This window comes from Prauserella sediminis, assembly GCF_014195435.1.
Lineage (GTDB): Bacteria > Actinomycetota > Actinomycetes > Mycobacteriales > Pseudonocardiaceae > Prauserella > Prauserella salsuginis.
The window spans coordinates 1,039,215-1,064,490 of record NZ_JACIBS010000001.1 but is presented as its reverse complement, the minus strand read 5'-3'; the positions used below and the strand labels follow the sequence as shown (position 1 = coordinate 1,064,490).

Here is a 25,276-nt window from a genome sequence, read left to right as displayed (position 1 = left end):
TCATGGGGTGGAACAACCCGCCCGTCCCGTGGCGGAACCTGGAACGCACCCTTTCGGGACGCGGTCCACTGCCCGGCGGCACCGACGGCCGGCAGGACCAGCCCGGCGACGGGAACGACAGCCCGGCGTGGGGGCGCAGACGGGACAAGTACGCCAAGCCCGCGAACCTGCCCCCGCCAGGCCACGACGACACCGGAGCCGCGGGCCGTGTGCCGTACGCCGAACTGCACTGCCACTCGAACTTCAGCTTCCTCGACGGCACCAGTGATCCGGAGAACCTGGTCGAGGAGGCCGCGCGGCTGGAACTCGACGCCATCGCGCTCACCGACCACGACGGCCTGTACGGCGCCGCGCGCTTCGCCGAAGCGGCCAAGGAAGTCGGCATGCGCACCGTGTTCGGGGCGGAGCTGAGCCTCGGCCTTTCCGAACCCCCGGCCGGGGCCGCCGACCCGGGCGGGGAACACCTGCTGCTGCTCGCGAAGGGCGCAGGCGGATACACGAGCCTGTGCCGTGCCATCACGTCCGGCCAGCTGCGGGGCCACGACCACGAGCCGCCTCCGGGGCAGCGGGCGGAGAAGGGGAGGCCGGTCTACGACCTGGACGAGATCACCGAGGAGGTCGTGGGCCGGTGCCTCGTGCTCACCGGGTGCCGCAAGGGCTCCGTCCGGCGCGGTCTCACCGAAGGCGGGCCGGATGCCGCGGCCGAGGCCCTGCGCGGGCTGATCGACCGGTTCGGCCGCGACGACGTGTACGTCGAACTGGTCGACCACGGCGGGCCGCTCGACAGCGCCCACAACGACCGCCTCGCTGAGATCGCTGCCGACCTGGGGGTGCAGACCGTCGCGACGGGTGCCGTCCACTACGCACGGCCGCAACAGGCCCACGTCGCGCAGGCGGTGTCGGCGATCAGGGCGCGGCGCAGCCTCGACGAGATGGAGGGCTGGCTCGCCGCATCCGGGGCGGCGCACCTGCGGTCCGGTGCCGAGATGCAGGCCCGGTTCGCCCGGTATCCCGGAGCGGTTCAGCGCGCCGCGCTGCTCGCCGAACGGTACGCCTTCCCGCTGGAGATCCTCGCGCCGAAGCTGCCGCCGTTCGACGTTCCGGACGGCCACGACGAAGCGAGCCACCTGCGCGCGGTGACCCTCGCGGGAGCGGAGCAGCGCTACGGCCCGCGGGAGCGGAACCCGAAGGCGTACGCCCAACTCGACCACGAACTCGACGTCATCGAACGCCTCGGTTTCCCCGGGTACTTCCTGATCGTCTGGAACATCGTGGAGTTCTGCCGCAGCAGCGACATCCTCTGCCAGGGCAGAGGATCGGCGGCGAACTCCGCGGTCTGCTACGCGCTCGGCATCACGAGGGTTGACCCGGTGAAGTGGAAACTGCTCTTCGAACGGTTCCTCGCTCCGGATCGCGACGGTTATCCGGACATCGATCTGGACATCGAGTCCGACCGGCGGGAAGAGGTGATCCAGTACGTCTACCGTAAGTACGGCAGGTTGTGCACCGCGCTGGTCGCGAACGTGATCACCTACCGTCCCCGGTCGGCGGTCCGCGACGCGGCGAAAGCACTGGGGTATTCGCCGGGACAGCAGGACGCGTGGAGCAAGCAGATCGACCACTGGGGTCCGCTCCGCAGGCTCCGGCAGCAGTCCGATCACGACATCCCGGAGGGAGTGCTCGACGTGGCGGGCGCGTTGGAGCACGCGCCGCGGCATCTCGGCATCCATCCCGGCGGCATGGTCATCTGCGATCGCCCGGTGAGTGAGGTGTGCCCGGTCGAATGGGCCCGCATGGAGGACCGGAGCGTCCTGCAGTGGGAGAAGGACGACTGTGCGTGGGGCGGGCTGGTCAAGTTCGACCTGCTCGGCCTGGGGATGCTGTCGGCCCTGCACTACATGCGCGACATGGTGCACGAGGACAAGGGAATCGACGTCGACCTCAGCGACCTGCCGCTCGACGACGCGAACGTCTACGCGATGCTGCAGCGTGCGGACGCCATCGGCGTGTTCCAGGTGGAGAGCAGGGCGCAACTGGCGACCCTGCCCCGGCTCAAGCCGAAGAAGTTCTACGACCTGGCCATCGAGGTCGCGCTGATCCGCCCCGGCCCGATCCAGGGCGGTTCGGTGCACCCGTACATCCGGCGCGCCAACGAGGACGAGGAATGGGAGCACGACCATCCACTGCTGGCGAACGCGCTCGGCAAGACCTACGGGGTGCCGCTGTTCCAGGAACAGATGATGCAGCTCGCCGTCGACGTCGCCGGATTCACCGCGGCCGAGGCGGACACGCTACGCCACGCCATGGGGTCGAAGCGGTCCGAGCGGAAGATGGAACGCCTCCGGCAGCGGTTCTACGACGGTGCGGCAGCACGTGGGGTCGATCGCGACATGGCCGCCCACATCTTCGAGCGGATGCGCGCGTTCTCCCATTTCGGATTCCCGGAGAGTCATGCGCTGAGCTTCGCGTACGTGGTGTTCGCCAGTGCGTACTTCAAGTACTACCACCCGGACGCCTTCTGCGCGGGGCTGTTGCGGGCGCAGCCGATGGGGTTCTACTCGCCGCAGTCGTTGACGGCGGATGCTCGCAGGCACGGGGTCGAGGTCCGCGGCCCGGACATCAACGCCAGTGACTCCCTCGCCCGCCTGGAACCACTGGTGCGGCAGGGAAATGGCCAATCCGGAACGTCGCCGGGGGATGACGGCCCAGCGATCGGATCCGCGGCCCGGTCCACAGTGACAGCGACAGCGACAGCGACAGCCGCAGCGACAGCCACGGCCACAGCGACAGCCACGGCCGGATCTTCCGCTCCGGCCGATTCCACGGCCGCCGCCGCGGCCGATTCCGAAACCGGCTCCGGTGGTACGGCCGCGGCCACCCATGCCGTCCGAATAGGACTCGGTGCGGTGCGCACGATTCCCACAGCCGTGGCGGAGAAACTCGTGGCCGAACGGGAGGCTCACGGTCCGTACCGCGACATGGCCGACGTCGCCAGGCGGGTCCGGCTCACCACTCCGCAGTGGGAGGCACTCGCCACGGCCGGTGCCTTCGGCTGTTTCGACGAGGTGCGGGGAGACCGGCGCAAGGCGCTCTGGTCCGCGGGTGCCGCGGCGCAGGAGCGGCCGGAGAATCTGCCCGGCACCACGCCGGCGACCGAGGCCCCGGCGCTGCCCGGTATGGACGAGGTCGACCTGGCGGCCGCGGACGTCTGGGCGACGGGACTGTCCCCGGACAGTTTCCCGACCCAGTTCATCCGCCCCCGGCTCGACGCACTCGGGGTGGTCCCTGCGCAGGGGCTGCAGCGGGTTGCCGACGGCACGCGCGTGCTCGTCGGAGGAGCCGTCACCCATCGCCAGCGTCCCGCAACGGCGGGCGGCATCACGTTCATCAACCTCGAGGACGAGACGGGCATGGTCAACGTGGTCTGCACACAGGGGCTGTGGGAGCGCTATCACCGGGTGGCGCGGTCGAGTTCGGCGATGCTGGTGCGCGGTGTCGTCGAACGTGCCGACGGAGTGGTCAGTCTGCGCGCCGACCGGTTGCAGCATCTGCCGATGCGGATCACCGCGAAGTCGAGGGATTTCCGGTGACCGGGCCGCGGCGAGAAGGTGTGCGATTCTGGCGGGGTGCGCCCCTCCGACTCCGCCGATTCCGATTCGACCCGTCCCGATCCCGCCGGTCCCGGCACCGTGGTGGAGTCCGGCGAGGACTACCGCGATGCCGTGCTCTCCGGGCAGCGGTGGCAGGGCAGACGGTTCGTCCGCTGCGATTTCACCGATGCCGACCTGCGCGAACTGACGACGTCCGGGTGCACATTCGACCACTGCGACCTCACCCGTGCCGATTTCGGCGAGTCGGTGCACCACAGCTCGGCGTTCCGCACGTGCACGTTCGACCGCACCATGCTCGGCGATTCCGCATGGACCGGGTGTTCACTGCTCGGCAGCGTGTTCGTCGACTGCGGCCTCCGCACGATCACGCTGACCGACTGCGACCTGACGCTCGTGTCCCTGTCCGGTGCCGTGCTGCGCGGTATGGACCTGTCGGGGCTGCGTCTGCGCGAGGCCAACCTGACCGGTGCCGATCTCCGCAGGGCGAACCTGCGGCAGGCCGACCTGACCGGCGCCAGGCTGACCGAAACGAAACTGACCGACGCGGACCTGCGGGGTGCGCGGCTGGATGCGCCCGCCCTGGCAGCGGCCGACATGTCGGGCACGCGGGTCGACGTCGACACGGCGGTCCTGTTCGCCGCGGCCCACGGCCTGGTCGTGAGCTGAACACCCGGCGCGAGCCGGACCACCAGCCCGGCGCTGTGCCGGGCCCGCGGATTTCCGCACCGGAACGCGGCCCTGCACAGGGAACGTCCATCAGCAGGGTCACGGCCCCGCGCAGGGACGCGCTCTGCACGTCGGCACGGCGGACAGGGGCGGATGCAAGGGAAGGTTCTATACCCGTGCCCCTGCACGGGCATGGCCCCGCGCAGGGGCACGGGTGCGCAGTCACGGGAACACGGCCCTGCACAGGAACACGGCTGAACGGCTACGCGGGAAAGCGGCCCGGACAGGAACGCGCCCGCGTGGCACGTCCACGCGGGCGCGTTCCCCGTCGATGCCGCGGCTTCGAGCGGGGCCCCGGTCTTGGTGCTGCGGCCTTGGTGCCGACCGGCGGGGCCCGGCCGACCGGCGGGGCCCGGCCGACCGACGGGGCCCGGTCGGCCGGCGGGGCTCAGTCGACCGGCGGGGCTCAGTCGACCGGCGGTTCGCCGGGCTCGAGCTCGATGATGTCGCCGTCGGCCAACAACTCCTCGATGGAGGCCGGCAGCATGTACGCCGCACCACCGCCGGGCTGGTTGAACCACGGGATGGCGACGCCCGCGAGCGTTTCGAGCGGCCGTTGGACGCGGTACACGTGGTACGGGCGGTTGACCCACTCCGGCACCAGCGACCGTTCCTCGAACGGTGTGCCGGCTGCGTAGGTCAGGTTGCCGTTCGCCCCGCCGAACCGGTCGAGCTCGCTGCCCACGGGCAGGGTGCGCATCTCTTTGCCGCGGAACAGTGTCAGCGGTGGCTCGCCGGGCAACGGCTGGATGGGCCACTGCTGGCCACCCGACGGCTGTCCCGCCTGTCCGCCCTGTCCGGCCTGCGGGCGCGCTGCCTGCTGCGGCTCAGCCGCGGCGGGCCGGTGCTGGGTCGCCGCGGCCTGCTGGGCCACCGGTTCCCGCGGTGGTGCGGGTGCCGCCTGCGGCACCGGGCCGCCGCGGCCTGCGGGATCGTCGGCGGGCGAGACCGTCCGCGTCTGGGCGACCGGTTCCTCCGGGACCTGACGAGTTCCGGTGGCGATCTCGGGCGTGAGGGTCGCCAGCAGCGGGCGGGACGCCCCCGCGTCCGACGGCTCCGGCGCGGCCTGCTCGAACTCCGGGTCGCCGTGGTCGGGCTGCCCGGGAACCTCGTCGACGCCGTCGGGGGAGAGCAGGACCTTGCCCAACATGAACGCCTTCGCGTCCGCGGCGTCGCCGAACACGGCCGTGCTCTTCAGCTCGCCGTCGTACCAGCCGACCCGCCAGCCGTCGCTGACCCGTTCGAGGCTCCATCCGTAGTCGGACGGCATGCCCAGCGCGTAGTACTCGTCCGGCACCTCGAGCTCGTCGAGCTTGTCCTGCAGGTCGTCGAGCTCCGGGTCCTGCGGCGGCATGTTGCCGATCTGCGTCGGCGGGCCGGGATCCGGCTCGACGGCGGAGCCGCGGCCACCCCGGTCGTCGACGTCGCGCTGATCGCCGTACTCCGTGCGGTCGCCGTAGCCGCGAGGATCGTCGAAGTCCCGCCGGTCCTCGTAGGGCGGTTCCGCGTAGTTCCGGTCGTCGTAACCCTGGGGGTCGTAGCCGCCGCGGTCCTCGTAGCCTCCGCGGTCCCTGGGGGCGGCGCGGTCGTCGTACTCGCCTGCGTCGTCACGGCCCGCGAAGCCGCTCGCGACGGCACCGGCCGCGCTGAGTGCCCCGGCCGTACCGACGGCGCCGGCCACCCCGGATGCCGTGGGGGGTGCCGGCTGGTCGAAGTCCTGCCGCGGTGTCGGGGCGGTCCGTTCCTCGTCCAGTTCGGTCGGCGGCTCCTGGTCCGGATGCCGGGCCTGGTGCGGGCCGGTTTGGCCGGGTCCGCCGGTGGGCCGGTCCATCGGCGGAGTCGCCATGTCCTGGTTCGCGTCCGCAGGCGGCGGACCGTCCCCCTGCACCGGCGAGGTGATCGTCGTCGGCGGCCCCGAGTCGAAGTCGGGGTCGGAACCGTTCGGTGCCGCCGCATCACTGTCGACGGCCGGGTCGTCGTCCGCCGCGTGGCCGGACCGCGGACCGTCGCCGAACGTGGGGATCGGGGTGAAGGCCGTGCCCTGCTCGTGCAGCGGTTCGCCGGGGGAGGCGTCGCCGAACGGCTCGTCGCCGAAGTCGCGATCGGGTGCGGACGCGCCGTACCCGTCGATGTCGTACCCGCCTCCCAATGCGGTCGTCGGCGCGTCGTCGGACCACGTCTCGTCGTGGTCCGACGGGCCGGAGTCGCCGCCGCGGCCGGGCAGCGTGTAGGCCGCGGTCTCGGCCTCCGGGTCGACGAAGTCGTCGGCACCGGGCTGCGACGGCGCGGTGTCGGACGGCGCGGTGTCTGAGGATGCGGTGTCGGCGGGCGCGGTGTCGGAGGGCGCGGTGTCGGAGGGCGCGGTGTCGAAGCCTGCAGGCTCGAAAGCCGTGTCGGTGTCGCCGCCCGGCATCCTGCCACTGGCCTGGGCAGCGAAGCCGCCGGCGGCGATGTCCTCACCGGAGCCGGGAGCGGCCGGCGTCTCGTCGCGGTCGGCCGGCGTGAACGGCGACACCGGACTCATCCTGCTGGCGTGGTCCGTGCCGTTGATGCCGTTGAACTGCTCGTCGAGTTCCTGGGCGGCCTTGCCGGGCCGGCGCACCGGCAGTTCGGGGGCGTCGGGGTCGGCCGGGTCCGGCTGGACGGGTTCGTCCCCGATCTCCGTGCCGTTCCGGGCAGCCATCGCACCCATCGCACCCGCACCCATCGCACCTGCAGCGCCCGCAGCTCCCGCAATGCCCGCGGCACCCGCTGCCGCCGCGCCGGAGCTGTCCGAGCCCGACACCGGTTCCGCCGGCACGTCGGCGGCGCGGCCGGGCTGCTCCTGCGGCTGGGGCTGTTCGGGGGCGACCGGCGGGGTCTGGGTCGTCGGCTGTGCCGCTTCGGCACCGGGCACCTGGGGCGGACCCTGTTGCGGGCCCTGACCGTGCGCCACGTGGGCGGCCGCGGCCTGGCGGGTCTCGTCGGGCACCTCGGGAACCGTGAACCCGGCAGCGCGGATGTGCTGCAGCAGATCCGCCTCCGGTGCGACCCCGTGGGTACGCAGGTAGTAGGGCACGGCGGCGGGCCAGATCCAGGATCCGTCGCTGTGGAACGCGATCGGCACCTCGGCGGACTGGTCGGGGTCGAGCCGGTCGACGTCGTAACCGCGGGCGGGCCCGACCGTCGGGGCGCCGTCGAGATAGGCGAGCACGCGGTCCCGTTCGTCCGGATCGAGCTCCGGCCGGGTGATGACGGGGCCGTTCGGGCCTGCGCCGTCGAAAATCCGGGCCATGCGGAACCGCGGCCCGGAACGCTCCGGGCCGAGGCCCGCCATGCGGCGCATCAGCCAGTCGGGCACGTTCTCCTCGGAGCGGGGGAACATGCGCAGTTCGTCGGCGTAGGCCTGCGACGGCGGTGCGAGGTCCCAGGAGGGTTCGTCACGGTCGTACTCGAGGTTGTAGCTCGACGGGTGGTCGAGCTGGTAGCGCGCGTTGAACCACGTGCCGCGGCCCTCGCGGTACATGCCGGCGCGGAGCTTGCCGAACAGCGTCGCGATGTCATGGGTCGCCACCCACTCCTGCGCTGTGCCGTCGGCGGTCACGACCTCGCCGGTCAGCTCGTGATACCTCCCCACAGCGCGGTACACCGCGGTCACCCTGCGCCAGTCCCGCGGGGCGGCCCGCAGCAGCGAGAGGCCGATCTGCTTGACCAGCGTGTCCTGCTCGGTCGCGTTCAGCTGGGTCGGAAGTGCCACGCCCACATCTTGGCTAATACGTTTCGCGAATGCACGGCCACCGGGTACATGAGCTGTGCGTCTCACCCTGTGGCGCGGCTGTCAGCGGCTGCGACGAGTCCGGAGTGGGGGCGGACACACTCCGGCGGTGACACCCGCAGCGGGGATCACCGGTGCGCGCACAATGGCGGGCGATGGCCACCGCCAGTGCGGGTCCGGCACCGGATCCCGCCACGTCGACCGCGCCCACGCCCACCTCCGGTAACCGGCAGCTGTGGGGCGTGGTGCTCGCCGTATCCGCAGGGCTCGGTATGTCCCTGCAGTCCCGCGTCAACGGTCAGCTCGGCCTCGAACTCGGGGACTCCGCGCTCGCTGCCGTCATCTCCTTCGGCGGTGGCCTGCTGCTGTTGCTGTGCTGGCTCGCCGTGTCACGGCCGATGCGCGACGGGACGCGTGCCGCCGTGGCCGCGCTGCGCAGTGGCAGGCTGCGCCCCTGGCATTTCCTGGGCGGCATCGCCGGCGGTACCTATGTGCTGGGGCAGTCGCTCACCGTCTCGCTCATCGGCGTCGCGCTGTTCACCGTGGGCGTCGTTGCGGGACAGACCGTCAGCGGCCTGTTCGTCGACCGGCTCGGACTGGGGCCGTCGGGCAAGGAGCCCACCACGCTGCTGCGGGTGGCCGGTGCGGTGATGACCATGGCCGCCGTCGCGGGTGCCGTGGCCGGGGACGTCGCGGGCGCGGCCGGTCCCGGGCGCATCGCCCTGCTGATCCTGCCGTTCGCCGCCGGTGCGGGCATGGCGGTGCAGCAGGCTTTCAACGGGCACGTGGGGGCGGCCTCGGGCAGCTCGCTCACCGCGGCGCTCGTCAACTTCACCACCGGTACCGCGATGCTGGTGCTCGCGTGGCTGGTGTCGCTCGCACTGCACGGCCTGCCGGACGGGCTGCCCGGCAACCCGGTGTTGTACCTCGGCGGGCTCGTCGGCATCGTGTTCATCGCGGTCGCCTCGTTCGTCGTGTCGTGGATCGGCGTGCTGCTGCTCGGGCTGAGCACGGTGGCAGGGCAGCTCGTCGGGTCGATGCTGCTCGACGCGTTCCTGCCCGCAGGCGGGAACGGGCTGACGACGTCGACGGTCGTCGCGTGCGGTGTGGCGTTGCTCGCCATCGGCGTCGCATCGCTCGGTGGGCGGAAACGGCCGGGCGGGCGGAAACACGGTTAGCGGGATTGGGAGACTGAACGACGTGACGGCGACGATTCTCGACGGCAAGGCCACCAAGGACGCCATCTTCGCGGAACTGACCCCTCGGGTCGCCGCGCTCGCCGAGCGGGGCATCACGCCCGGCCTCGGGACGGTGCTGGTGGGCGACGACCCGGGTTCGCACTCGTATGTGAAGGCCAAGCACGCCGATAGCGCGAAGGTCGGTGTCAACTCCATCCGCAGGGACCTGCCGGAGGACACGACGCAGGTCGAGCTCGAGAAGGTCATCGACGAGCTGAACGCCGATCCGGCGTGCACGGGCTACATCGTCCAGCTGCCGCTGCCGGCGCACCTCGACGAGAACGCGATCCTCGAACGCATCCCGCCGGAGAAGGACGCCGACGGGCTCGCGCCGACCAGCCTCGGCCGGCTCGTGCTGGGCAAGCAGGGCGCGCTGCCGTGCACGCCGCTCGGCATCATCGAGCTGCTGCGCCGATACGACGTGCCGCTCAAGGGCGCCAACGTCACCGTCGTGGGCCGCGGGATCACCGTGGGCCGCACCATCGGGTTGCTGCTGACGCGCCGCAGCGAGAACGCCACCGTCACGCTGTGCCACACGGGCACCCGTGACCTGGCGAGCGAGGTCGGGCGTGCGGACGTCGTCGTCGCGGCGGCCGGGTCGCCGGGCCTGATCACGCCGGACATGGTCAAGCCGGGTGCCGCGGTGCTCGACGTGGGTGTCTCGCGGGTCGACGGCAAGCTCGCGGGCGACGTCGCACCGGGTGTCGAGGAGGTCGCCGGATGCCTGTCGCCCAACCCCGGCGGGGTGGGCCCGATGACCCGCGCGATGCTCGTCTCCAACGTCGTCGAGGCCGCCGAGCGCGCGGCGGGCTGAGGCGTGACCGCCCCCGACCACTCCGAGCGCGGCGACGGCGCCGGCCGTCGGGCGTGGCTCGTGCACGCGCCGCTGGCCGCGGTGCTGTTGCTCGTGGCCATCGGCGGGGTCCGGATCGGCATGTATCACTGGCGCCAGGGCACCGCGCTGATCGGCGGGGCCCTGCTGGTCTCCGCCGTGCTGCGGGTGGTGCTCTCGGACGCGCAGGCCGGTCTGCTCGCGATCCGCAGCCGGGTGGTCGACGTGCTCTGTTACGGCACCCTCGGCGGGCTGATCGTCTTCGACGCGCTGACGATCACGGGCGGCCCGTTCGGCTGACCCGCGGGGTACGCGACCGGCGCGTCGCGTACCCCGCGAGCCGGGGTCACACCAGTGCCGGTTCCTCGGCGCGGGCGGCGACGGTGGCCGCCCGCTCCCGGCGTTCGGTGACCGCAGCCACGGCGGCCAGGCTCAGTCCCAGCGCGGCCAGCAGTGCTCCCACCCAGTTGGGGGAGACCAGGCCGAGTCCGCCGGCGATGACGAGGCCGCCCAGGTAGGCGCCGATCGAGTTGGCGATGTTGAACGCCGACTGGATCGCCGCCGACACCAGCGACGGGCTGCCGCCCGCCTTCTCCATCACGCGGGCCTGCAGGATCGGGCCGACCATGAACGACGTGACGCCCACCAGGAAGATCGTGACCGTCGCGCCGATCTTGCTGCCCGCGGTGACGGTGAACATCGCCAGCACGACGGCCAGGCTGCCCAGCGCGCCGCACAGCGCGGGCGTCGGGTTGCGGTCGGCGAGCCGTCCGCCGAGGAAGTTGCCCAGTGTCATGCCGACACCGGCCAGCGACAGCAGCAGCGTCACGGTCGCGGGGTCGAACCCGGCGACGTCGGTCATCATCGGCGTCACGTAGCTGAGGCAGGCGAAGCCGCCGCCCATGCCGAACGTGACGATCGCCAGCGCCAGCCACACCTGCGGCTTGCGGAAGGCGGCCACCTCGCCGCGCAGCGAGGCGCCCGCGGGCGCTCCCTGGTACGGCACCAGGCGCATCACGGCGACCAGTGCGACAACGCCGATCAGCGCGACGACGGCGAACGTCGCACGCCAGCCGAATTGCTGGCCGAGCAGCGTTCCCAGCGGCACGCCGACGACGTTGGCGAGCGTCAGACCCATGAACATCATCGACACGGCCTTGGCCTTGGCGCCGCGGTCGACGAGGCTCGCGGCGACGACGGCGCCCGCTCCGAAGAAGGCGCCGTGCGGCAGGCCTGCGACGAACCGGAACAGCACGCCCAGGTCGTGGTTGGGGGACAGGACGAACAGGGTGTTGCCGGCGATGAACAGGCCCATCATCGCCATGAGCATCGTCTTGCGGGGCAGTCGCACGGCGACGGCGGTGAGCAGCGGAGCACCCACGACGACGCCGAGTGCGTACGCGGAGATCAGGTGGCCTGCTGCGGGGATCGAGACCCCGAAATCGGCGGCGGCCTGCGGCAGCACGCCCATCATGACGAATTCGGTCGTTCCGATGCCGAAGGCACCGACGGCCAGCGCGAGCAGCGCGACGGGCACGGTTCTCCTCTCGGGGGAGCGGGTCGGGTCGGGGCAGCCCGGTGGTGGTCGTCGCTGATCGGGGCCGGGCTTGCGTCCGCGCGGTGACGTGCACGGGCACGCGGGCGGGGCGGGGTGACGGACTTGTTCGGTCGGCTCGACGGTTCAGGGGGTCGACTCGACTGGATCGTTCAAGTGACGTCGCAAAAAAAGAACAGTCGACCGCGGGCCGTCGCGGATAACTGCTCTCTACTCAAGTGTGAACGTATCGGTGTCCGGCTGTCATCCCGGCGCCGTGCCCACGGCCGGTGACGATCGCCACGACGCCGGGCGGTAACGCGCGGGCCCTGCCGGCGGCCTCGTCCGGGAGTTCCGTGCCGGTGCGCCGGGGCCTGCTGGTCAGGGCTCGCGTTCGGGCCCGGAGCAGGCCCGTGACCAGGGCCTCACGGGTGTGCGCCGGTGCGCGCCCCGCCTCGTCGCGCGAGGCGTGCAGGGTTACGACGACTGCTGCGTGTGGGTGTCCTCGACCTCGCAGTCCGGGCCGGGGAAGACGAGCCGTTCGTGACCGTCGGTGAAGCGCACCAGATAGGGCGGGCCGCCCGAATCGCCGCGAACCTCGACGATCTCGCCGAGCCGTTCGGGCTCGCCCACGACCCGGCCGTGCACGCGGATCCGGTCGCCGACTACTGCCTGCATGACGTTCACCTCCGCTGAGTGCGGTTGCCGGTGCAGCCCAGCGTAGGAGCGGTGGCATCGCCGGGCGAATCGATCACGCCGGGTCGCCGGACGGCCGGGTGGTCAGTGGTTCGGCGGCTTCGGCCAGCTGCTCGAGATACCCCGCAGGCACGCGGTGGGGCAGATTGAACACCACCAGGTCGAGGCCCGCGTCGCGGTAGGCGGCGGCCTCCTCGACGGCCGGTCCGATGCCGGTCTCGGCGTGGACGCGAACGTTCACCGACCGGGTGATCTCGGCCGGGTCCCGGCCGACGTCGGCGCAGTGAGCGCGCAGCACGTCGTCGAGTTCACGCCAGTGGTGCGGCGACCGGGCGCCCGCGTGCCACTGCTGCGCCCACCGCGCGGCCGCCCGCAGCGTGCGTTTCGGACCGGTGCCGCCGATGACGATCGGCGGGTGCGGCCGCTGCACGGGTTTCGGTTCGCAGCGCGCCCCGGTCAGGCGCACGTGCGTGCCCGCGAAGTCGGTGACCTCCTGCGACAGCAGGCCGATGATCGCCTGCACGCCCTCGTCGAACAGGTCGAAGCGCTCGCGCAGGGGCGGCAGTTCGATGCCGTAGGCGTCGCACTCCTGGCGCATCCACCCGGCGCCGAGGCCGATCTCGAGCCTGCCGCCGGAGATGACGTCGGTGGTGGCGGCCATGTTGGCCAGCACCGCGGGGTGGCGGTAGATCATGCCGCTGACCTGGCAGCCGATGCGGATCCGGCGAGTGGCTTGCGCCATGGCGGCGAGCATCGTCCACGCCTCGTAGTTCGGTGCGGTCAGGTCACCGGAGAGCGGGTAGAAGTGGTCCCAGTTCCACGCCGATTCGAACAGCTCGATGTCGTCGGCGGTCCGCCAGGTGTCGAGCAATTCCTGCCACGACGTGTGCTCGGGCTTGGTTTTGATTCCCAGTCGCATGGATGCCAGTCCTAGCCAGTCCTGTCGCGTCCGTCGCCGTGGGCGGCGGGGCGCTGTGGAGCGTGGTTGATCCCACGTGATCGATTCTGCCGCGATGTCTCCACTCGGGTGCTTCGGGCACGTAGATTGCGTGGTGAGCTGCGATTTGTCGGCGTCACTGTGGTCCGGAGGGCGTACTCGCCAGTAACCAGGGGGCGCCGGGCCGGTGTCCATTCAGCAGTACGCTTGTACCGCTACGCAACGGCTAATGCGCAGCGGTATCAGGCGAAGACGAACGCGAGATCCGCGACGCGAAAGCGAGAGGAGCGCCGCCAGCTCATGGCCAAGATCAAGGTCGAGGGCACTGTCGTCGAACTCGACGGCGACGAGATGACCCGCATTATCTGGCAGTTCATCAAGGACAAACTGATCCACCCGTACCTCGATGTGAACCTCGAGTACTACGACCTGGGGATCGAGGAGCGCGACCGGACCGACGACCAGATCACGGTCGACGCGGCGAATGCCATCAACAAGCACGGCGTCGGCGTCAAGTGCGCCACCATCACGCCGGACGAGGCCCGCGTCGAGGAATTCGGCCTGAAGAAGATGTGGCGGAGCCCGAACGGCACGATCCGCAACATCCTCGGCGGCGTCATCTTCCGCGAGCCGATCGTCATCCAGAACGTCCCGCGGTTGGTGCCGGGCTGGACGAAGCCGGTCATCGTCGGCCGTCACGCCCACGGCGACCAGTACAAGGCCACGGACTTCAAGGTCCCCGGCCCCGGCACGGTCACGATGACCTACACGCCCGCGGACGGCTCCGAGCCGATGGAGTTCGAGGTGGCGAACTTCCCCGAGGGCGGCGGCGTCGCGATGGGCATGTACAACTACCGCAAGTCCATCGAAGACTTCGCGCGTGCCTCGCTGCAGTACGGCCTCGACCGCGGTTACCCGGTCTACATGTCGACCAAGAACACCATCCTCAAGGCCTACGACGGCATGTTCAAGGACACCTTCGAGGAGATCTACGAGAAGGAGTTCAAGGCCGACTTCGAGGCGAAGGGCCTGACCTACGAGCACCGGCTGATCGACGACATGGTCGCCGCGTCGCTCAAGTGGGACGGCGGCTACGTCTGGGCCTGCAAGAACTACGACGGTGACGTGCAGTCCGACACGGTCGCGCAGGGCTACGGCTCGCTCGGCCTGATGACGTCGGTGCTGCGCAGCCCGGACGGCCGCACCGTCGAGGCCGAGGCCGCGCACGGCACGGTGACCCGGCACTACCGTCAGCACCAGCAGGGCAAGGCCACGTCGACGAACCCGATCGCGTCGATCTTCGCCTGGACCCGTGGCCTCGAGCACCGCGGCCAGCTGGACGGCAACTCCGAGCTGATCGGCTTCGCCAACAAGCTCGAGCAGGTCGTCATCGAGTCCGTCGAGAGTGGCAAGATGACCAAGGACCTCGCGTTGCTGGTCGGCGGTGACACGCCGTTCCAGACCACCGAGGAGTTCCTGGCGACCCTGGACGAGAACCTCCAGAAGAAGATGGCTCAGGGCTGAGAGCGGCCGTTTCGCTCCCACGGGCCCCGGCAGGACGACCTCCTGCCGGGGCCCGTCGCTGTGTGTGGTCGGTGTTCGCCGAGCCGAGTGGTTGCGACGTCCGGGTCTTACGGATGGGGAAACGCGGGCCGTACCCTGCGGGCTGAGTGCAGGTCGGGAACGGATAAGGAGCACTCGTGATACTCGGGATTCCGAAGCGGACACTGCTCATCCTCGTCGCGCTGATCGCCGTGATCGTGCTGTACGCGATGACCGGGGGTGAGCTGAGCTCGGAGGCCGAGGGCTCGGACGGCGACGGCGGCTGCAGTATGACGGTCGAGGCGGACGCGCTGAACGTGCGCTCCGGACCTTCCACCGGGGACGAGATCGTCGACAAGCTCGAACAGGACGCCGAAACCGACGCCACCACCGAGGTCCGCGACGGGTTCCGCAAACTCGCCGACGGCGAGTGGGCCGCGGACGACTTCCTCGAACCCGCCGACGGCGCCTCCTGCTGACCCACTCCGGGGCGCGCCCATGCCCCAAAGGGCACCTTGGTGGCACTGGGCGCCCCGAATCTCTCCCCCTGCGGCGCCGCCGTTCCGGGCATGTGTGTCGGCACCGCCGCGCGCAGCGTGTCCGTTCGGGTGGTGGTGGGAGGCGGGTGGGCGCCCCACCGGTTCCCCTCGCGGCGCCGCGTTCCGGCCGCGGGATCGTCGGGGCGGCCGGATAGCCTGGGGCGCGTGTTCACCGTCTCCACCGTCAACGTCAACGGCATCCGCGCGGCCGCGAAGAAGGGCTTCACCGAGTGGTTCGGGCAGACGCCCGCCGACGTCGTGGCCTGCCAGGAGGTGCGCGCCGACCTCGACGCCATCCCGAAGGCGCTCGTCGAGCCCGACGGCTGGCACGCCGCCCACGCCGTGTCCGAGGTGAAGGGCCGCAACGGCGCGACGCTGTACAGCCGGTCCGAACCGGAGGCCACGCGCATCGGGTTCGGCGAGGCCGAGTTCGAGGCGAGCGGGCGGTACGTCGAGATGGAGCTGCCGGGCGTCGTCGTGGCGAGCCTGTACCTGCCAAGCGGTGAGGTCGGCACGCCGCGGCAGGACGAGAAGGAGCGCTTCCTCGACGCCTTCCTGCCGTACCTGGTCGAACTGCGCGAGAAGGCGGCCGCCGACGGGCGCGAGGTCGTCGTGATGGGCGATTGGAACATCGCCCACGCCGAGATCGACCTGAAGAACTGGAAGGGCAACAAGAAGAACTCGGGTTTCCTGCCGGAGGAACGCGAGTGGATGAGCCGCGTGTTCGGCGAGGCGGGCTACGTCGACGTGCAGCGCAGCCTCGACCCGGAGGGCCCTGGCCCGTACACGTGGTGGTCGTACCGCGGGAAGGCCTTCGACAACGACTCCGGCTGGCGGATCGACTACATCGCCGCCACGCCGGGTCTGGCGGAGACGTGCAGCTCGGTGGTGGTCGAGCGGGCGCCGTCGTATGACCAGCGCTGGTCCGACCACGCCCCGGTGACGGCGACGTTCGACTGGGCGCCCGACTCCTGAGTCGCAGTCTTCTTCACCTGGTCTCGGCGGCCAACTTGAGACCGACACCGGTGAGAACCGCGGCGGTGATTCGGTTGAGCCACGCTCGCACTCGTTGCTGCAGGAACCACCGACGGGCCTTGCTGGCAGTCCAGATCAGCATCGGATGGCGGATCGACTACGTCGCGGCGACGCCCGGGCCTGCCGAGACGTGAACCTCGGTGGTGGTCGAGCGATTGCCGTGAGATCGCGTCGCGAATGGGCAGAATCGGTGCAGGAGGTGGCCCGCGTGCACGAGCTGGTGGAGAGGAAGCGGCCTGACATCGAGGAGCTGTGCCGTGCGCTCTCGGTGCGCCGCCTCGACGTGTTCGGGTCCGCGGTCGGTGATTCCTTCGACGCCGGGTCCAGTGATGTGGATGTGCTCGTCGAGTTCGAAGACGGGCCCGGATTCGACTACTTCGACGCGTATTTCAGCCTGAGAGAAGGGCTCGAACGGATCCTCGGCCGTCCGGTCGACGTTGTGAGCGCCACCAGCATCCGCAACCCGTATTTCAAACAGCAAGTCCTCGACACACGGGAGCTCGTCTATGCCGCGTGACGCGCGGGCTTACCCGTGGGATGCGCTTCAGGCCGCGGACCTGCTGAACGAGTTCGGCGCAGGTGAGGATTTCGCCAGTTATCAGCGGGACGCCAAGCTTCGATCTGCGGTCGAGCGGCAACTTGAGATCATCGGCGAAGCGCTGAACCAGCTCTCCAAGGTCGATTCTGAACTCGCTGCGCAAGTGCCTGATCTCGGTCGCATCGTCGCTTTCCGCAACATTCTGATCCACGGTTACGCGGCTGTTGACGATGCACTGGTATGGCAGGTACTGACCGATCGCCTGCCGGACCTGACTGCGGTTATCCGACGGTTGCTGGCGGAACAGTAGGCACTTGGCAGCGGCATGAAGCCCGCTTCGACAACGACGCGGGCTGGCGGATCGACTACATCGCCGCCACGCCGGGTCTGGCGGAGACGTGCAGCTCGGTGGTGGTCGAGCGGGCGCCGTCGTATGACCAGCGCTGGTCCGACCACGCCCCGGTGACGGCGACGTTCGACTGGGCGCCCGACTCCTGAGTGCAGTCGCTCCCACAAGCCGCGTCGCGGCGTCGTGATCGTTCCTGTTTCCGTCCCTGAGCGTGGCGGCTGGGGCCAGCGCGGTTGTCCGGCGGTTCTGGAGGTTCGATGGCGCGCAGCTGATCATGGACGTGGACACGGGAGCGGACGATTCCGTCCCGCTCATGTTCGCGGCACTCCATCCCGACCTCGAGCTCACCGGTGTGACCACCGTCAACACCGCCAGTGCACATCCGGTCTCTGTCGAAACGGTCGGTACCGCGACGGTCGGGCGAACCGTGATCGATGGTTGCCCGACGCACCGGACTCGGCGAATGCGCGTGTGGCACTCGACGCGAATGCCGAGCTGCTGACCGAGCTGTTGACGGAAACATGTGCCCGGGCGCCCTGATAGGGGCGATGTGTCTCTTCCCGACGAACGGAGGTCACTGACGCTACGGCGACTTCCGTCGGTACTGTCCGTGTTCTTCCGCTGGTTCACTCATGCTGCGAACGGGTGATACCGCTGCTCGGTGTCTCCGGCGCGTTCTGGCACGACGAACGAAGGAAGCACCGTGAAGAATCTCAGGACCGTCACCCGCCGTTCCATGCTCAGGGGAACCGCCGTGGCCGGGATGGCCGCTGCCGCAGGCCTCCTGATTCCGACCTCCGCGAACGCCGCGTCGACGGCCGACACCCAGAAGTCGCTCAAGGGGCTCTACTACTACCGCGGCGTGGTCGACGGCGACCTCGGCCCGATGACGATCAGCTCGGTCAAGGCGTTCCAGTCCGACCGCGGCCTCGTGGTCGACGGTGACCCGGGTCCGATCACCCAGGGCGAGCTCGCGAAGGTCGTCAAGGCCGTGCAGTCCGCCGTCGGTGTGGTCGCCGACGGTGACTACGGCTCCGTCACCATCTCGGCGGTGAAGAAGTTCCAGAGCTCGAAGGGGCTCGCCGTCGACGGCTACGCGGGCGCGAAGACGATGGCCGCGCTCGGCGTCCAGCGCAAGAAGGGCTCGGGCTCGGACCCCGACCCCGGTGGTTCGGGCGAGCTGGTCGTCATCAACCAGATGGACACCGGTCCGAAGAGCGACGAGAACTGCGGTCCGACCGCAGCGGTCATCACGCTGTACGCCCTGGACCGGCCGCCGTCGGGCACGCACAAGCAGGCGGTGATCAACATGCGTGAGGCCTGCCAGATCCCGGCAGGGACGTGGGGTTCCGACGTCAGCCACCTCATCCGTGGGCTGGGCGCGTACGACACGAACGCGCGGAAGGTGGACTACGCCAGCGCGCTCGCCGCCGCAGCGGACGGGAAGCCGGTGATCCTCAACGTGAACCACGGCGTCCTGCTGGGCGGTGCGCCGAGCTACGGGCACTACGTCGTCGCGCGGGGCACCAACTCGGCCGGTGACTTCTACGTGTCGGACCCCGGGCGCGCCAGCCTCGGCATCAAGAGCTACTCCCGCAGCCGCCTCGAAGCGGCCGCCAGGTACAACCGCGGCATCATCGTCGGTTGATCGTCGGGATCGCGCGGTTCGCCGGTTTCCGCCGACCCATGGTTCGGACGTCACACGTCCGAACCATGGGTCGGCGCTCTCCGGAGTGAGGTCGACCCGGGCGGAATCGGCGCCACGACCGTCCGGACGGCGTAGTCCGGTGCGCCGGGTGCCGGTGCTCACCGGGGCCGTCGGACGGCGTTCGACGGGACCGGGCCGGGTTTACACAACAGCTACTGCCCCCGCGCATACGTTGGCCCGAGCGGGTCGCTAGTCTCACCCGCGTCGTGGCGCCGATGGCGACTGGCGACACTGTCAGTAGTCTCTTCGTGGCCGACCTCACCTTGCGGGTGAAGGGCGGTGTGGTGATGCAGGAGGACGTGCGGTGGGCAGTTCTGACCGGGAGCCGGCTCATCCGACGCGCGCGGTACGCGTGTCGGCCGTGGTCGTGACCGCACTGACGACGTTCGGCGTGGTGACCCTCGTGAGCGCCCCTGCGGCGGCGGCTCCGGCGGCCCGCACGGTGGCCCAGCCGGCCCCGAACGCGATGGCCCTGGGCATGCTGGGCCCGGTCGGGCTGGCCGCGATCGTGCTCGGCGTCATCGGCATGGTCGCCGGTGTCATCCGCCAGCGTCGTAAGAAGGCCCGCGAGACCGCGACCGTGGCAGCCGGGGCCGAATCCGCCTCGGTGGATGCCGTGCAGGCAACGGCCGACGCTGCCGGCGCAGCGGTCCCGACCGTGGCCGGTGACACCGCCGGTCCCGCCCCGGTCCGGCCTCCCGGCCCGCGTGCCGCTGCGGACTCCGCCAGGACGAGCGTCACGGTCGACTGACCGCCGAGCCGGGTACGCTACCCCCGTTCGTGCTCCGGCCGGGTGTGAGTTCTCAGTCTTAGCGTCACGGTGATCCGGCGAATACTGTCGGGAGCATGGCTCGCCAGATCTCGCTTCCCCCTCCCGAACCCGCACCGTCGTCGTCGGCCATGCGCCGGGCCCTGAAACGGGCCGCCGACGGTTCCTCGCTCGACGTCACCGAGTCGGCCGTCCTGTTGCACGCCCGCGGTGACGATCTGAACGCGCTGCTGGACATCGCGAGCCGCGTCCGCGAAGCCCACCTGGCGGACCAGGGCAGAACCGGCGTCGTCACCTACAGTCGCAAGGTATTCATCCCGCTCACCCATCTGTGTCGGGATCGGTGTCACTACTGCACGTTCGTCACGGTGCCGGGCAAGGCCGAATCGCTGTACCTCGAACGCGACGAGGTGCTCGACATCGCCCGTGCCGGTGCCGCCGCGGGGTGCAAGGAGGCACTGTTCACGCTGGGCGACCGGCCGGAGGAACGCTGGCCGCAGGCTCGGCAGTGGCTCGACGAACGCGGGTATGAATCCACATTGGACTACGTGCGGTCGTGTGCCATTGCCGTACTCGAGGAGACGGGGCTGCTGCCGCACCTGAACCCCGGTGTCATGAGCTGGGAGGAGCTGCAGCGCCTGAAGCCCGTTGCGCCGAGCATGGGCATGATGCTCGAGACCACCGCGCAGCGTCTCTGGTCGGAGAAGGGCGGGCCGCACTACGGCAGTCCCGACAAGGAGCCTGCCGTTCGGCTGCGGGTGCTCGACGACGCGGGTCGCGTCGGAGTTCCGTTCACCACGGGCATCCTCGTGGGTATCGGCGAGACGATCACCGAACGCGCCGAGTCGCTCCACGAGATTCGCAAGCGTGCGCGGCAGTACCGGAACGTGCAGGAGATCATCGTCCAGAACTTCCGGTCCAAACCGGACACCGCGATGCGTTCCCACGAGGACGCGGACCTGGCCGAGCTCGCCGCCACCGTCGCCGTCGCGCGGCTGCTGATGCCGCCGGGGGTCAGTGTGCAGGCACCGCCGAACCTCGTCGGTGACGAGCATGCGCTGATCCTGCGTGCCGGCATCGACGACTGGGGCGGCGTCTCGCCGGTCACGCCGGACCACGTCAACCCCGAGGCGCCGTGGCCGCACGTCGACGAGCTCACCCGCTGGACCGCCGACGGCGGATTCGACCTGCGGGAGCGGCTGACCGCATATCCGAAGTACGTGCGCGACGCGGAGAAGTGGATCGACATCCGGCTGCACGGACACGTCCGTGCACTGTCCACTGAGGATGGGCTGGCCGACGAATCCGCAACCGTCATCGGCCGCGAGTGGCAGGAGCCCGACGGTGGACTCGACACGGTCGGCCGCTCGGATCTGAACGCCACGATCGACACCGCGGGCAGGACGTCCGACCGGCGGGGCGACTTCGACAGCGTCTACGGCGACTGGGACGTCCTCCGCGACAGCGTCCACAACGGACCGCAGCGACTGGACACCGAGGCGCGTGAGGGGCTCCGGCTCGCCGAGCAGAACCCGGCCGCGCTGCTCGACGAGTCCAACGCCGAGGCGGCCATGGCACTGCTCACCGCCGACGGTCCGGCACTGGAGACCATGACGCGGCTCGCCGACGAACTGCGCGCCGACGTCGTGGGCGACGACATCACCTACGTCGTCAACCGCAACATCAACTTCTCGAACGTCTGCTACGTCGGCTGCCGGTTCTGCGCGTTCGCCCAGCGGGAGCGGGACGCCGACGCCTTCCGGCTGTCCACCGATGAAGTGGCCGCACGGGCCGTCGAGGCGTCCGAGGCAGGCGCCACCGAGGTGTGCATGCAGGGCGGCATCGACCCGAAACTGCCGGTCAGCTACTACGCCGACATCGTGCGCGCCATCAAGAAGGCGGTGCCGGACATGCACGTCCACGCGTTCTCACCGATGGAGGTCGTCTCGGCGGCGTCGAAGGCGGGCGTGAGCATCCAGGAGTGGCTCACCGAACTGCGCGACGCCGGCCTCGACTCGATCCCCGGCACGGCCGCCGAGATCCTCGACGACGACGTCCGCTGGGTTCTCACCAAGGGCAAACTGCCCGCGAAGACGTGGATCGACGTCGTCACGACCGCGCACCGCGTGGGCATCCCGTCGTCGAGCACGATGATGTACGGCCACGTCGACCACCCCGGCCACTGGCTCGGCCACCTGCGGGTGCTCGGCGGGATCGCACGGGAGACCGGCGGGTTCACCGAGTTCGTCGCGCTGCCGTTCGTACACCACAACGCGCCGATCTACCTCGCCGGCGTGGCACGTCCGGGGCCGACGATGCGGGACAACCGGGCGGTGCACGCCTTCGCGCGGCTGGCCCTGCACGGGCTGATCGACAACGTGCAGTGTTCCTGGGTCAAGCTCGGCGACGAGGGCACGGCGCAGATTCTCCGGGGCGGTGCCAACGACATCGGCGGCACGCTGATGGAGGAGACCATCTCGCGGATGGCCGGTTCGGAGCACGGCTCGTCGCGTACCGCCGGCGAACTGGGCCAGCTCGCCGACCTGGCGGGCCGTCCGGCCAGGCAGCGCGGCACGACCTACGGCCGCACCCTGCAGCCCGCCGTGTAGGAATGCCCCCAAGGGCACCTTTGGGGCACTCAGCGCCCCAAAGGTGCCCTTGGGGCCCTTCGGCGTGCTCGCGCCGCTCCATCGGCGGGCGGCTGCGGTTGACGTAACAGGGGTGTCCCTGGGGAACGAGCCGGTCACGACCGGACGTCGCCGTGCACCGCCCGGGTGGGTGGTGCACGGCGACGGTGTGCGCGTCGGTTTGCACCCGTAAGTCCTGCGCCGTTAGCTTCCTGCGCGTGACAGAGCAGAAGGCGGAAAAAGAGGGGTTCCTGCCGCGGATGCGGCGTAAGTATCCGTGGCTGGACCACGTGATCAGAGCCAATGACGCCTTCACCGAGCGGCACGGTAACCACTACGCAGCCGCGATCACCTACTTCTCGGTGCTGTCACTGTTTCCGCTGCTCATGGTCGCGTTCTCGGTCGCAGGTTTCGTGCTGGCGGGCAATCAGGACCTGATGAACGAACTCCGGCAGGGCATCGTCACGTCGGCTCCCGAGGGGCTGCAGGGGTTCCTGGATCAGATCGTCGACTCGGTCACCAGGGCTCGCACGGGGCTCGGCGTGATCGGTCTGCTCGGTGCGCTCTACTCCGGGCTCGGCTGGATGGGCAACCTCCGCGACGCGCTCACCGCCCAGTGGGCGCAGGAGCCGGCGAAGAAACCGTTCCTGTCCACGAAGCTGAAGGACCTGCTGGCGCTGGTCGGCCTCGGCGCGGCGCTCGTGTTGTCGTTCGGCCTCACCGCGGTCGGCGGTGCCGCGGGAGCGTGGCTGCTCGGACTCGTCGGCCTCGACGAGTTCGTCTGGGCCCAGTACGCCCTGCGCGCCGCGACGGTCGTGCTGTCGCTGGCCGCGAACGTCCTCGTGTTCACCTGGGTGATCTCCCAACTCCCGCGGGACAAGGTCAACCCGCGCAGCGCGGTGAAGGGCGCCGTGCTGGCAGCGCTCGGGTTCGAACTGCTCAAGAACGTGGGATCGTTCTACCTCGCCAGCGTTACGAGTTCGCCCAGCGGTGCCCTGTTCGGTCCGATCATCGGTCTGCTCGTGTTCGCCAACCTGGTGTCACGGTTCCTGCTGTTCGTCACCGCCTGGACCGCGACCGCGCGGGAGAATCAGGTCCGCGTCGTCGATCCACCGCCCGCGACCATCGTCCGCCCGAACGTCACCGTCCGCCGCGGCCCCGGCGTGGGCACGGCCGCGGGAGCGTTCGGCATCGGCGCGCTGCTCGGCTGGCTCGGCCGCAAACGACACTGACTCCTGACGGCACGATTCCTGACGGCACGATTCCTGAGGCCGTGACGCCGTGACGCCGTGACGCCGTGACGCCGTGACGCCGTGATTCCGTGACGTCGTGACGGTGGCGCGGGCCGCGACCACGGCCGACCGCCGCCTGCCGTGACCGCGGCGGGTGCGGGCACCGTGGACCCCGGGCCGTTTCCCCGCGAAGGTCATTAGGCTCGCTCCGGAAGGAGTGTGCAGTGACCAATCCAGCTCCGGGAACCGGTTCCGGCGACGCATCCGACGCCACCTCTGATGACGTCTCCGCCGACCGCGGCTCCAGCGCAGCAACCGACGACGCCCCGGCTCCGGTGCGCCTGCCCCGCGAGGTGTACGTCCTGGTCGGCGCGAGCTTCCTCATCGCGATCGGCTACGGCATCATCGGGCCCGCCCTGCCGAACTTCGCCCACAGTTTCGACGTCGGCCTGACCGCGGCGTCGTTCGTGGTCAGCGCGTTCGCACTGGTGCGGCTGCTGTTCGCGCCCGTGAGCGGACGTCTGGTGACGCGGTTCGGCGAGCGCCCGACGTACCTGTGGGGCGTGTCGATCGTGGCCGCCTCGACGATCCTGTGCGCCTTCGCCGCCGAGTACTGGCAGCTGCTGTTGTTCCGCGCCATCGGCGGCGTCGGGTCGACGATGTTCACGGTCTCGGCGATCGGCCTGCTCATCCGAATCTCGCCACCGGAACTGCGTGGCCGTGCCTCGGGACTGTGGGGCACGAGCTTCCTTCTCGGCGGCGTCGCGGGCCCCGTGCTGGGCAGCGGGCTGGTCGCGGTGTCGCTGCGCGCGCCGTTCCTCGTCTACGGCGTGGCTCTCGTGGCCGCGACCGTGCTCGTGTACTGGCAGCTGCGCCGTTCCGACCTGGCCTCACGGGCCGACGAGGACGATGCGCCGACGATGACGTTCCGCGAGGCGCTGCGCCACCCCACCTACCGCGCCGCGCTCACGTCCAACCTCACCAACGGCTGGGTCGTGCTCGGCGTGCGGATGTCGCTGATCCCGCTGTTCGTCGCTGCGGTCCTGGGCAAGGACGAGACGTTCACCGGGCTCGCGCTCGCCCTGTTCGCCGGGGCCAACGCGCTCGTGCTCCTCGGCTCGGGCCGGTTCGCCGACACCCGTGGCCGCAAGCCGCCGGCGCTCGCCGGGTTGGCGCTGCTCGCCGTCGGCACCGTGTCGTTGGGACTGTCCGAGAACACGTGGCTGTTCCTGGCCGCCACCGTGGTGACGGGTATCGGCGCGGGATTCCTCAACCCGTCGCACAACGCGGCCCTGGCCGACGTCCTCGGGTCGAAGGCGCGCGGAGGTTCGGTGCTCGCCGGGTTCCAGATGGCCGCCGACGTCGGTGCGGTGGTCGGCCCGCTGGCGGCCGGTGCGATCGCCGAGCAGTGGTCGTTCCCCGCCGCGTTCGCCGTCACCGGGGTCATCGCCGCGGGCGCGTTCGTGCTGTGGTTGTTGGCCAAGGAGACGCTGCCGTCGAAGGTCGGCCCCGCCGAGGACGCTCCCGCCGAGCGTGCCGCCGTGACCCGGTCCGCCGACAGCGCGGCGAGCGACGACTGAGGCGCGGCGACGGCTGCGGCGCGGCGAGG

General features: G+C 70.4%; 19 protein-coding genes and 1 pseudogene. 16 read left to right on the top strand and 4 right to left on the bottom strand.

All coding sequences use genetic code 11. From position 1 onward, the window contains the following. The first annotated feature begins 2 nt into the window (after positions 1–2). Together FB384_RS04680 and FB384_RS04675 are read left to right on the top strand one after the other, a co-directional pair. Positions 3–3,590, top strand: a complete 3,588-nt coding sequence (locus FB384_RS04680) for an error-prone DNA polymerase (protein ID WP_183779456.1) — start codon at positions 3–5, stop codon at positions 3,588–3,590. 99 nt (positions 3,591–3,689) lie between these two features. After that, positions 3,690–4,277 carry a pentapeptide repeat-containing protein gene (locus tag FB384_RS04675; protein ID WP_183784979.1) on the top strand — a complete coding sequence of 196 codons (588 nt, stop codon included), beginning with the start codon at positions 3,690–3,692 and terminating at the stop codon, positions 4,275–4,277. Positions 4,278–4,743: 466 nt separating this feature from the next. On the opposite strand, the gene FB384_RS26465 is transcribed toward FB384_RS04675, so the two are convergent. Continuing rightward, positions 4,744–8,073, bottom strand: a complete 3,330-nt coding sequence (locus tag FB384_RS26465; protein WP_323985119.1) for a glycohydrolase toxin TNT-related protein — start codon at positions 8,071–8,073, stop codon at positions 4,744–4,746. A gap of 173 nt (positions 8,074–8,246) precedes the next feature. On the opposite strand from FB384_RS26465, the gene FB384_RS04660 reads away from it, so the two are divergent. From FB384_RS04660 to FB384_RS04650, 3 genes are read left to right on the top strand one after another with little or no spacing between them, the layout of a single operon-like run. Beyond that, entirely contained in the window at positions 8,247–9,269 is a 1,023-nt protein-coding gene (locus FB384_RS04660; RefSeq protein WP_183779454.1) for a DMT family transporter, read from the top strand. Between the two features lie 22 nt (positions 9,270–9,291). After that, entirely contained in the window at positions 9,292–10,143 is an 852-nt protein-coding gene (locus tag FB384_RS04655) for a bifunctional methylenetetrahydrofolate dehydrogenase/methenyltetrahydrofolate cyclohydrolase (protein ID WP_183779452.1), read from the top strand. A gap of 60 nt (positions 10,144–10,203) precedes the next feature. Beyond that, complete coding sequence (locus FB384_RS04650) at positions 10,204–10,461, top strand: DUF3017 domain-containing protein (RefSeq protein ID WP_258938061.1); 258 nt, start codon at positions 10,204–10,206, stop codon at positions 10,459–10,461. Positions 10,462–10,507: 46 nt separating this feature from the next. Here FB384_RS04650 and FB384_RS04645 read toward each other — a convergent pair whose 3' ends face one another. From FB384_RS04645 to FB384_RS04635, 3 genes are all read right to left on the bottom strand, one after another. Then, entirely contained in the window at positions 10,508–11,698 is a 1,191-nt protein-coding gene (locus FB384_RS04645; RefSeq protein WP_183779448.1) for an MFS transporter, read from the bottom strand. A 474-nt stretch (positions 11,699–12,172) separates the two neighbouring features. Then, on the bottom strand, positions 12,173–12,373 hold the full coding sequence (locus FB384_RS04640; RefSeq protein ID WP_183779446.1) for a DUF1918 domain-containing protein: 201 nt from the start codon (positions 12,371–12,373) through the stop codon (positions 12,173–12,175). Between the two features lie 73 nt (positions 12,374–12,446). Beyond that, entirely contained in the window at positions 12,447–13,310 is an 864-nt protein-coding gene (locus FB384_RS04635; protein ID WP_183779444.1) for a TIGR03560 family F420-dependent LLM class oxidoreductase, read from the bottom strand. Positions 13,311–13,628: 318 nt separating this feature from the next. Here FB384_RS04635 and FB384_RS04630 point away from each other — a divergent pair, with 318 nt between their 5' ends. The 11 genes and pseudogenes from FB384_RS04630 to FB384_RS04585 all read left to right on the top strand — a co-directional run bounded on the left by FB384_RS04630 (position 13,629) and on the right by FB384_RS04585 (position 25,247). Continuing rightward, a complete protein-coding gene (locus FB384_RS04630) occupies positions 13,629–14,852 on the top strand; it encodes an NADP-dependent isocitrate dehydrogenase (RefSeq protein ID WP_183779442.1) in 1,224 nt (407 codons plus the stop codon). Positions 14,853–15,028: 176 nt separating this feature from the next. Then, positions 15,029–15,349: an SH3 domain-containing protein gene (locus FB384_RS04625; protein ID WP_258938040.1), complete on the top strand. Its 321-nt coding sequence runs from the start codon at positions 15,029–15,031 to the stop codon at positions 15,347–15,349. Between the two features lie 225 nt (positions 15,350–15,574). Next, complete coding sequence (locus FB384_RS04620) at positions 15,575–16,384, top strand: exodeoxyribonuclease III (RefSeq protein ID WP_183779440.1); 810 nt, start codon at positions 15,575–15,577, stop codon at positions 16,382–16,384. 268 nt (positions 16,385–16,652) lie between these two features. After that, on the top strand, positions 16,653–16,961 hold the full coding sequence (locus FB384_RS04615) for a nucleotidyltransferase family protein (protein ID WP_183779438.1): 309 nt from the start codon (positions 16,653–16,655) through the stop codon (positions 16,959–16,961). Then, positions 16,951–17,292 (top strand): HepT-like ribonuclease domain-containing protein, encoded by a 342-nt coding sequence (locus FB384_RS04610; RefSeq protein ID WP_183779436.1) that lies wholly within the window; start codon positions 16,951–16,953, stop codon positions 17,290–17,292. Before FB384_RS04615 ends, FB384_RS04610 begins: the two co-directional genes overlap by 11 nt. A gap of 23 nt (positions 17,293–17,315) precedes the next feature. Beyond that, positions 17,316–17,480 (top strand): annotated as a pseudogene (locus FB384_RS26720) (exodeoxyribonuclease III); the annotation flags it as partial. A gap of 554 nt (positions 17,481–18,034) precedes the next feature. Further along, positions 18,035–18,979 (top strand): peptidoglycan-binding protein, encoded by a 945-nt coding sequence (locus FB384_RS04605; RefSeq protein WP_183779434.1) that lies wholly within the window; start codon positions 18,035–18,037, stop codon positions 18,977–18,979. 364 nt (positions 18,980–19,343) lie between these two features. Beyond that, complete coding sequence (locus FB384_RS04600; RefSeq protein WP_183785749.1) at positions 19,344–19,790, top strand: hypothetical protein; 447 nt, start codon at positions 19,344–19,346, stop codon at positions 19,788–19,790. A gap of 95 nt (positions 19,791–19,885) precedes the next feature. Then, a complete protein-coding gene (locus FB384_RS04595; RefSeq protein WP_183779432.1) occupies positions 19,886–22,417 on the top strand; it encodes a bifunctional FO biosynthesis protein CofGH in 2,532 nt (843 codons plus the stop codon). A 278-nt stretch (positions 22,418–22,695) separates the two neighbouring features. Next, complete coding sequence (gene yhjD, locus FB384_RS04590) at positions 22,696–23,667, top strand: inner membrane protein YhjD (RefSeq protein WP_183784973.1); 972 nt, start codon at positions 22,696–22,698, stop codon at positions 23,665–23,667. Positions 23,668–24,002: 335 nt separating this feature from the next. Then, positions 24,003–25,247 (top strand): MFS transporter, encoded by a 1,245-nt coding sequence (locus FB384_RS04585; protein WP_183784971.1) that lies wholly within the window; start codon positions 24,003–24,005, stop codon positions 25,245–25,247. Positions 25,248–25,276: the final 29 nt, after the last annotated feature.

What these genes read in the sequence shown, in the direction of transcription:
- FB384_RS04640 (WP_183779446.1), bottom strand. Translation starts at nt 12,373, where the DNA reads ATGCAGGCAGTAGTCGGCGACCGGATCCGCGTGCACGGCCGGGTCGTG.
- FB384_RS04680 (WP_183779456.1), top strand. Translation starts at nt 3, where the DNA reads ATGGGGTGGAACAACCCGCCCGTCCCGTGGCGGAACCTGGAACGCACC.
- FB384_RS04635 (WP_183779444.1), bottom strand. Translation starts at nt 13,310, where the DNA reads ATGCGACTGGGAATCAAAACCAAGCCCGAGCACACGTCGTGGCAGGAA.
- yhjD (WP_183784973.1), top strand. Translation starts at nt 22,696, where the DNA reads ATGCGGCGTAAGTATCCGTGGCTGGACCACGTGATCAGAGCCAATGAC.
- FB384_RS04595 (WP_183779432.1), top strand. Translation starts at nt 19,886, where the DNA reads ATGGCTCGCCAGATCTCGCTTCCCCCTCCCGAACCCGCACCGTCGTCG.
- FB384_RS04660 (WP_183779454.1), top strand. Translation starts at nt 8,247, where the DNA reads ATGGCCACCGCCAGTGCGGGTCCGGCACCGGATCCCGCCACGTCGACC.
- FB384_RS04630 (WP_183779442.1), top strand. Translation starts at nt 13,629, where the DNA reads ATGGCCAAGATCAAGGTCGAGGGCACTGTCGTCGAACTCGACGGCGAC.
- FB384_RS04610 (WP_183779436.1), top strand. Translation starts at nt 16,951, where the DNA reads ATGCCGCGTGACGCGCGGGCTTACCCGTGGGATGCGCTTCAGGCCGCG.